This window comes from Kitasatospora sp. NPDC059160 (assembly GCF_042755465.1).
Classification (GTDB): Bacteria; Actinomycetota; Actinomycetes; order Streptomycetales; family Streptomycetaceae; genus Kitasatospora.
The window spans coordinates 46,824-55,286 of record NZ_JBHZCN010000065.1 but is presented as its reverse complement, the minus strand read 5'-3'; the positions used below and the strand labels follow the sequence as shown (position 1 = coordinate 55,286).

General features: G+C 75.6%; 8 protein-coding genes. 4 read left to right on the top strand and 4 right to left on the bottom strand.

Translation table 11 applies throughout. The annotated features are described in order from the left end of the window. The first annotated feature begins 34 nt into the window (after positions 1 to 34). Together ACFXOZ_RS26120 and ACFXOZ_RS26115 are read left to right on the top strand one after the other, a co-directional pair. A complete protein-coding gene (locus tag ACFXOZ_RS26120) occupies positions 35 to 1,240 on the top strand; it encodes an HTTM domain-containing protein (RefSeq protein ID WP_380592977.1) in 1,206 nt (401 codons plus the stop codon). Between the two features lie 9 nt (positions 1,241 to 1,249). After that, on the top strand, positions 1,250 to 3,391 hold the full coding sequence (locus tag ACFXOZ_RS26115) for an FUSC family protein (protein ID WP_380592975.1): 2,142 nt from the start codon (positions 1,250 to 1,252) through the stop codon (positions 3,389 to 3,391). Between the two features lie 75 nt (positions 3,392 to 3,466). Here the strand turns inward: ACFXOZ_RS26115 and ACFXOZ_RS26110 are convergent, their stop codons facing one another. Continuing rightward, entirely contained in the window at positions 3,467 to 4,126 is a 660-nt protein-coding gene (locus ACFXOZ_RS26110) for a hypothetical protein (protein WP_380592973.1), read from the bottom strand. Positions 4,127 to 4,225: 99 nt separating this feature from the next. On the opposite strand from ACFXOZ_RS26110, the gene ACFXOZ_RS26105 reads away from it, so the two are divergent. Further along, complete coding sequence (locus ACFXOZ_RS26105; protein ID WP_375891891.1) at positions 4,226 to 4,861, top strand: TetR family transcriptional regulator; 636 nt, start codon at positions 4,226 to 4,228, stop codon at positions 4,859 to 4,861. A 5-nt stretch (positions 4,862 to 4,866) separates the two neighbouring features. Next, positions 4,867 to 5,610, top strand: coding sequence for a TrmH family RNA methyltransferase (locus tag ACFXOZ_RS26100; protein ID WP_380592971.1), 744 nt, complete (start codon positions 4,867 to 4,869; stop codon positions 5,608 to 5,610). Between the two features lie 37 nt (positions 5,611 to 5,647). On the opposite strand, the gene ACFXOZ_RS26095 is transcribed toward ACFXOZ_RS26100, so the two are convergent. The 3 genes from ACFXOZ_RS26095 to ACFXOZ_RS26085 all read right to left on the bottom strand — a co-directional run bounded on the left by ACFXOZ_RS26095 (position 5,648) and on the right by ACFXOZ_RS26085 (position 8,290). Next, entirely contained in the window at positions 5,648 to 6,715 is a 1,068-nt protein-coding gene (locus ACFXOZ_RS26095) for a peptidoglycan-binding protein (protein ID WP_380532289.1), read from the bottom strand. A 184-nt stretch (positions 6,716 to 6,899) separates the two neighbouring features. Continuing rightward, positions 6,900 to 7,811 carry a pyridoxamine 5'-phosphate oxidase family protein gene (locus ACFXOZ_RS26090; RefSeq protein WP_380592969.1) on the bottom strand — a complete coding sequence of 304 codons (912 nt, stop codon included), beginning with the start codon at positions 7,809 to 7,811 and terminating at the stop codon, positions 6,900 to 6,902. Between the two features lie 8 nt (positions 7,812 to 7,819). Then, positions 7,820 to 8,290 (bottom strand): VOC family protein, encoded by a 471-nt coding sequence (locus ACFXOZ_RS26085; RefSeq protein WP_380592967.1) that lies wholly within the window; start codon positions 8,288 to 8,290, stop codon positions 7,820 to 7,822. Between the last annotated feature and the right edge of the window lie 173 nt (positions 8,291 to 8,463).

Genomic DNA, 8,463 nt, shown 5'->3' with positions numbered 1-8,463 from the left:
CGCGTGGGCTGTGTTTTTTGTTTATGAGACTAGCGTGGGGGGGCAGGGGGGACGGTGCGTCGCCGCGGCGGGCCCCGGGCCCGGCGCGGCGCCGCGCCGGCCGGTCGCCGCCCTCGGGCGGGCGATGGAGGCCTTCACCGGGCGGGCGCTCGGACGGCACCAGGCCGCGGCGGTGCGGATCGGCTTCGGGCTGGTCTGGCTCGCCTACCTGCTGCGCGAGTGGCCCAACCGGCGGGTGCTGTACGGCGACCGCTCGCCCTGGTCGATGGAGCTCGCCCAGCGGCTGCTGGCCGACGACGGGGCGTTCACCGTGCTGCCCTGGTTCGGCGGGCGGCTCTGGTTCGAACTGGTCTACCACCTGGCCCTGCTGGCCGCCCTGGCGGTGCTGCTGGGCTGGCGGACCAGGGCGAGCACCGTCCTGTTCCTGGTCACCGTGCTGTCGCTGCAGAACCGCGACGTCCTGCTCGGCGACGGCGGCGACAACGTCGTCCACCTGATGGCCGTCTACCTGGTCTTCACCCGCTGCGCCGAGGTCTGGTCGCTGGACGCGCGCCGGGCCCGGCCCGGGCGGGGCGGGGTGGTGCTCTGGGCCCTGCTCGGCGCGGTGCTGGCCGTCTGTCAGGCCGGCGACTTCTCCGGGGACAGCCTCACCTGGACCGGGCCGGCCTTCCCGTACCTCGGCTGGGCGCCGCTGTTCTGGGGGCTCTGGGCGGTCGCCGGGATCTGGTGGACGCTCGGCCGGCTGCGGCCGGCGGGCGAGCCGCGGGCCGTGCTCGACGCGCTGGCGAACATGGTGCACAACTGCGCGATGCTGGTCATCGCCACCGAGGTGGTGCTGGTCTACGCCACGGCCGGCTGGTACAAGGTGCAGGGCTCGCGCTGGCAGGACGGCACGGCCCTGTACTACCCGCTGCACCTGGACTACTTCGCGCCCTGGCCGGGGCTGTCGGCGCTGGTCGGCTCGGCGCTGCTGCCGGTCTTCCTGATCTCGTACGGCACGGTGGTCCTCCAGGTGGCGTTCCCGTTCACGCTGCTCAACCGGCGGGTCAAGAACGCGCTGCTGGCGGTCCTGATGCTGGAACACCTGGGGATCGCGGTGGTGCTCGGGCTGCCGGTGTTCTCGCTCGCGATGGTCGCGGCGGACGCGGTGTTCCTGCCGACGGGGGCCCTGCTGTGGGCGGCGGCGCGGCTGGGGCGGCTCGGGCAGCGGTGGCGGAGGTCGGGGCCGACGGCAGCCTAGGATGGCGGTATGTCCTGGTTCGCCGCCCTTCGTGACACCGCGCGGACCGGACTCACCCTCGACCGGGCGCTCACCGATCCCAAGCGCGCGCTGCGCGGGGCGGTCGCCGTGGCGCTGGTGCTCTTCCCCACGCTCGCCCTCGGCGGGGTCGGGCTCGCCACCTCGGCCGCGATGGGCGCGTTCATCGCCGGTTCGGCCACCTTCCAGCGCAGCTTCCGGCCCCGCGCCAGTCTGGCCGTCGCGGCCGGCGTCGGGCTCGGGATCAGCACCTTCCTCGGCTACCTCGCCGCCGGGGTGTACGGGCTGTTCCCGGCGCTGCTCGCGGTGTGGGCCTTCGGCGCGGGACTCGCCTGGGCGATCGGCCCCACCGCCGGAGTGGTCACCGCGAACACCCTCTCGGTGATGCTGATCGTGGTCCAACTCCCGGTCAGCGCGGCCGCCGCGCTCGGCCACGGACTGGTCGCCGCGCTCGGCGGCGTCGCCCAGGCCGTCGTCATCACCCTGTGGCCGATCGGCAGTTGGAGCGCCCAACGGGCCGCGCTCGCCGACACCTTCGCCGAACTCGCCGACTACGCGCGCCGGTTGCGCCAGGACCCGACCGCGCACGTGGACCCGGAACCGTTCATGACGGCCCGGCATGCCTCCGCCGTCACCCCCTGGCAGGACCGCCACCGGCCGCCCGAACTGCGCGGCCTGCGCGGCATCGCCGAGCGCATCCGTCCCACCCTCGCCGCGCTCGCCGACCCCAAGGTCGGCGCCCCCGAGGAGGGGCCGGAACGCGACCGGGCCCGGGAGGTGCTGGCCGCCGCCGCCGAGGTGATGGACGCCCTCGCCCGGGCCGTCCGCACCGGCGACCCCGTCCGGCTCCCCCGGTCGGCGCCCGCGCTGACCCTGGTCCGGCCGGACCAGGGGGCGCAGTTGCAGGGGGCGGCCCGGCGCTCCGCCCGGCGGCTCGGCGGGCTGCTGCGCAAGGCCGCGGACACCCTGGACCGCAACGACGAGGACACCATCACCACGCCCGTGGTCGGCGTCGGCGGGGCGCTGCACAAGCCGTCGATCTCGCGGATGCTGCCGGTCGCGCTGCGGGCCGTACGGCGGCAGCTGCGGCCGCGGTCGGCGATCTTCCAGCACGCCGTCCGGCTCGCCGGGGTGGTCACCGCCGCCTACCTGCTGGCCCGGCTGGCCGGGTTCCACCACGGGTACTGGGCGCCGATGACCGCGGCCATGGTGATGCGGCCCGACTTCGCCCAGACCTACAGCCGGGGGGTCGCCCGGCTGGCGGGGACGGTGGTCGGGGTCGCCGTTTCGACGCTGGTGGTGCAGTTGGCCCATCCCGGGGAGTGGGTGCTGGCCTCGCTGGCGGTGCTGTGCATCGGCGGGGCGTACCTGGCGTTCCGGACGGGGTACGCGCTGACGACGGTCGGGATCTCCTCGTACGTGGTGTTCCTGCTCGGGCTGCAGGCCGGGGATCCGCTGGTCACGGCCTTCGAGCGGGTCGGACTGACGCTGCTCGGGGGGTCGCTGGCGCTGCTGACGTACGCGCTGTTCCCGACCTGGCAGACCGCGCGGCTCGGGGAGCGGCTCGCCGAATGGCTGGCGGCGGCCGGGCGGTACGCGGCGGCGGTGGTCGACTGCTACGAGGATCCGGCGGCGCCGCGGGGGCGGGCGGTGCGGGCGGCGCTGCTGGACTCGCGGGAGGCGCGGTCGGAGCTGTTGCAGGCGATGCAGCGGGCCGATGCGGAGCCGGGGCGGCACGAGTCGGGGCTCAGCGGGGTGACCCGGCGCCAGATCGACCGGGCGCGGGCCGCGGTGGGGCACCTGGGGCGGGCGGCGGTGCTGCTGGAGGCCCATCTGCCGGCGGCCGACGCGGAGCCCGTGCCGGGGGCGGCGGAGTACGCGGAGGAGCTGCGGTTGGCGACGGCCTTGGCGGCGGGGGCGTTGCTGACGGGGCGGGCGGTGGAGTTCGGGGCGGTGCGACAGGCGCAGGTGCGGTTGGAGGAGGGCCTGGGGGAGGGAGCGGGGGCGGGGGTGCAGGGGGACGTGGTGCGGGCCGGGACCCGGTTGGTGGGGGTGGCCCTGCGGGATCTGGAGCGGGCTCTGCGGGGGAGTTCGGAGAATCTGCGGGGGAGTTCGGAGAAGGAGAAGCGGTAGGGGGCCGGGGGCGGGGTGGGTTTCCTCGTGCGGGCGCGCGGGCTCCGGCCCTGCGCGCCCGCTCGGGGTCCGGGGTCAGGCGGCGGTGTGGGCGGCGCGGAGCCAGTTGGTGAACTCGCAGGCGAAGTGCCACTGGTGGCCGGTGGGGAGGTGGTCGGGGGCGGCCTCGGGGAACTGGACGGTGAGGCGGATCCGGAGGCCGGCGGGGGTGTCGGCGAACTCGTGGAGGACGCGGAGGATCTCGGTGCCGTCGGCGAGGGTGCCGGTGCCGGCGATGTGGGTGGGGAAGGTGGTGGGGACGGGGACGTCGTCGTGGAAGCGGAGGAAGAAGCGGGTCGGGGTGGCGCCGAGGGTTTCAATGATCTCGACGCGGTCGGCGGTGGAGTCGGCGAGGTAGTGCTCGGGGTTGGCGGCGAGCAGGGCGGTGCGGTCGCCGGCCCGGAGGCGGCCCTGCCACCAGGCGAGGAACCGGGTGGCGTCGATGCCGGTGGCGGTGAGTTCGGTGACGGCGGTGCGCCAGCGGCCCCGGGAGGCGTGGGCCCAGGTGGTGAGGGCGGCGTCGGCCTCGGCGGTGTCGGGGGTGAGGAGTTCGCGCATCCGGTCGTCGCCGAGGCGCTGCTTGAGCAGGTGCAGGGCGGCGCGGGCGCGGTCGAGCTCCCAGGCGAGGACGGCTTCGCGGGGCTGGGGGACGCCGTCGAGTGCGGTGTGGACGGTGAGGGGGGTGGTGGTGGGCATGGTGGCGCTCCTCGGGGAGGGCGATAGGCGGAGAGTTTTTCTCCGTTTGGCTGGACGCTAGCATAGGGGGAGAGAAGTTCTCCGGTTAGGGAGTGGTGGATGAGGGCCGACGCGGAACGCAGCCGGCGCAGGATCCTGGACGCCGCCTGCGAGGTGTTCCTGGAGCGCGGGCCGGACGCCCCGTTGGACGCGGTGGTCCGGCGGGCGGGCGTCGGGCCGGGCACGCTCTACCGACGTTTCCCCGACCGGGAGGCCTTGGTGCGGGCGCTGGTCACCGATCTGCTGGGCCGGCTCACCGGGGCGGCGGAGGAGGCGCGGCGGGCGGAGGACGATCCGTACCGGGCGCTGCGCCGGTTCGTGCACGCGGCCGCCGATCTGCGGATGGGGGCGGCGATCGTGGTGCTGCTCGAACGGCTGGTGGTGGACGGGGAGTTGGTGGCCGCCCGGCGGGGTGCGGTGACGGCGGTGGAGGGACTGCTGCGGGCTGCCCGGGACGCCGGCAAGATCCGGGCGGACGTGGGGATGGGGGATCTGGTGCTGCTCTGCGTCCGGGTCTCCCGGCCGCTGCCGGGGGCGTTGGCCGCGCTGGACGCGGACGGGGCGTTGGTGCACCGGCATCTGGATCTCGCGTTGGCCGGGTTGGCCGCCGAGGGCGGCCCGGTGGGGGTGCCGCTCGGGTTCGACGAGGTGATCGCGGCCGCCGGGCGGCCCGGGGAGCCGGGGGTGGGAGAGTGAGCGGCATGGACGACGAGCTGGTGCGGGACTGGCGGGCGGCCGAGCGGGGCGCGGTGCTGCTGGACGGGTTCCACCCGTTGAAGCACGCGCTGCGGTTCGGGGGCGAGGTCCGGCGGGTGCTGACGGCCGACCGGGGGGCCCTGCTGGCACTGGCCGGGGAGTTGGCGCCGGACGTGGTCCCGGCGCTGGACGCGCTGGCGGTGGAGGTGGCCGAGGAGCGGCTGCGGGGGCTGGCGCCGCGGCTGCATCCGACCGGGGTGGTCGGGTTGGCGGCGCGGCCGTCGGTGGCCGCGAACCGGGAGGCGTTGGGGCGGCTGCCGCGGCGGGCGCCGGTGGTCGTGCTGGAGAATCCGCGGAACCTGGGGAACGTCGGGGCGGTGATCCGGCTGGCGGCCGGGTTCGGGGCGACCGGGGTGGTGACCACGGGCGAGTTGGACCCCTGGCACCCGACGGTGCTGCGCGGGAGCGCGGGACTGCACTTCGCCACCGCGGTGGAGCGGGTGGACCTGCCGGAGCTGCCGGCCGGGCCGTTGTACGTGCTGGACCCGGAGGGCACGGACATCCGGGACCTGCCGTTCCCGGACGACGCGCTGCTCGCCTTCGGCACCGAGCGGCACGGGGTGTCGGCGGAGCTCAGGGAGCGGGCCGACCGGCTGGTCGCGGTGCCGATGCAGGCGGGGGTGTCCAGCTTCAACCTGGCGACCAGCGTGGCGATGGGGCTGTTCCACTGGATGTCGGGCCGGTGCTGAGGCGCGGCGCCCGGGCGGTGCCGCGACCGCGGGGGCCTCAGGGGGACGGCGGCGGGGTGCCGGCGTCGATGTCGTGGCCCTTGTGGTGGACCAGGAAGTCCCAGGTGTCCTTGCCCGGGATGCCGTCGGCCTCGCCGCCGCGCCAGCCCTGGGCGAGTTGGAAGGCCTGGGTGGCCCTGCGGTCGGCCTCGCCCCAGCGGGGGCCGGGGCCCTCGGCGTAGAAGCGGGCGCCGCCGCGCTGCGCCAGCAGCTGCCCGAGCCTGGTGACGTAGCCGTTGTCCGCGCCGGGGCCGAACTCCTGCGCGCCGGGGAAGGCGTCGGTGCTGCCGGTGCCGTCGCTGCTGCCGCCGGACAGGCCGGTGTAGCGGTACGGGAGGTAGGAGCCGGAGTTGTTCCAGTAGGCGTACGGGGTGGAGCGCTTCCTGGTGCCCGGGGAGGTCTGCTCGTAGGCGACGTACCGGGTGCGGGAGGAGTCCGTCCAGCCGCCGAAGATCGTCACGTGCGAGCCGGCCTGGGGGTTGGCCGGGTTGTTGTAGATCAGCGCGTCGCCGGGCTGGAGGTCGTTGCGGTCGATCCGTTCGGCGAAGTTCGGCAGGGTCCAGGTGGTCTGGCTGCTGCCGAGGCCCCAGGCCATCGAGACGAAGCCGGAGCAGTCCTGGCGGTAGCCGTCCGACCAGTAGCGGCCCATGCCGTACGGCACGGCCTGGTCGACCCAGGCCTGGGCGCGCTGGATGATCCGGGCCCGGGTGACGGGCTGGGCGGCGGGCTGCGGGGCGGCGGAGCGGGCGCCGGGGTCCTGGCCGTAGAGGCCGCTGACCTCGCCCTGCGGGGTCCGCGGGGGCTGGGCGGTGCTGCTGCCGCCCGGGGTGGGGCCGGGGGCGGGGGCCGCGGCGGCGGTGCCGCCGCCTATCGCGGTGCCGACGGCGGCCACCAGGACGGCGGCCCGGCGGCGGGTGCTGCGGGCCGCGGCGTGCCCGCCCTCGTGGACCGGGGCGGCGTGCAGCCGGGCGCGGCGGCGGGCGTTGCAGCCGCCGCATATGCAGTCCTCCTCGGGGTCGACCTCGGTGAACTCCATCAGCGGTGAGGGGCCGTCGGTGAGGGTCATGCCCCGCCTCTTTCCTGGTCGGCGCGCCTGACGGCGGGACGGGAGTGCTCGTCCCGGTCCGACCGCGTGTCATCGGGAACCAAAGGTCCCAGAGCGGGCGGGGTGCGGCGCGGCGGATTGCGCCGGACGGGTGAGGACCCTCCCCCGGCCTTCGGTCGGGGGCCCGTACGGAACTGACCCGTGGTCAGTGCGGGTTGGCGGGCGAGTACTCGGGATCGGTCCAGGTCAGCGGGGTGGCGTCGGCGATCTCCCGGACCCCGGTGACGGTCAGTTCGACCATCCGCTCGGCGCCGGGGGCGGCCCGCCGGGCCTCCTCGGACCAGTCGGTGCGGGCCTCGCCGGTGATCAGCAGGGCCCCGCCGGTCTCCCAGTCGGGCAGCAGCAGTCCGGCCCGCGGGTCCAGCTCCAGGTTCCCGAGGGTCAGGAACATGCTGTTGCCGCGGTACTCGGGCCAGCGGACGGTGTCCGGCGCCACCGCCTCCAGGAAGCCGGGGAAGCCGCCGCGGTGCGAGGCGTCCACCCTGCCGTCGGGTCCACAGGTGGCGATGAAGAAGGTGTCGGCGGTGGCCGCGGTCAGCCGCTGGGCCGTGGTCAGGACCGGCCCGTCGGCGACCGTGCGGGGCGCGCCCGCGCCCGGGCGGTCCAGCGGGCTGCGGCGCTGGATGTACTTCGGGCAGTTGGACACCACCTCCTCGGCACGGACCACCAGCCCGCCCCGGCCGTCCGGCACCGAACGGCCGTTGAGCCGCATCCGGCGGCGGCCGGCCGGGTCCAGGGCGATGGTGCCGAGCTGGGCGGGGCGGGCCAGGGCCGCGGCCAGCGGGTCGGCCTCGGACGGGTGGGCGGCGATCGTCACGGTGTGCTCGTCCGGGGCCCGCAGGAAGCCGGCCGGGCCGGACAGCTGGGTGGCCCAGACCCGGCCGTCCTGGTCGGCGGCGCCGACCACCAGCGTCCGGCGCTCGGTGAGGAAGCGGGCGGCCACGGCCGGGACGGTGCTGCGGATCGACCGGCCCGCGTGGTCGGCCCGCTCGGTCACTCCGGCGCGGGCCTGGGCCCTGCGCTCGCCGGGGTGGTAGGGGGTGCTGGTGGCGGTCATCCCGTTGCCTAGAAGAAGCCGCAGGTCGGGGCGTCGGCGTGGGGGGCCTCGGCGGCGGTGTCGGCCAGCCCGGTGCGGGTGTAGACCTCCAGCCGGATGCCGTCCGGGTCCGTGAAGAAGACGCCGCCGGAGGCGGAGCCCTCGCTGTGCGGGACGACGCCGTCGTAGGCGAACTCGGCGCCCAGGGTGCGCAGCAGTTCCTCGGTGGCGCGGACCTCGTCGAGGTCCGCCACCTCGAAGGAGAGGTGGTGCAGGCCGGGGGTGGTGGTGGGGAAGGTGCCGGTGCTCTGCTGCCAGAGGGTGACCACCAGGCGGCCGTCGCGGCCGAGCAGGGCGTAGCGGCGTTCGGGGTCGGTGCCCCGGTGGGTGAGTTCGAGGCCGAGGACGGTCCGGTAGAAGTCGACCGAGCGGTCGAGGTCGGTGACGTTGAGGCCCACGTGGCCGGTCTGCAGGGTGCGGAGTGCGGTGGTGCCGGACATGCCTGGTCCCTCCCGGTGGGTTCCGGCGGGGCGACTGCCTAACCGGTACTAATGAGGTTATGGGTTAGATGATGGAGCGTCAACCGATGGAGCGGCTTGAAGGGGTCAGGTTTCCGGGAGGGGACGCGGAAGCCCCGCCGGACCTGGTGGTCCGACGGGGCTCCGGTGGGCTT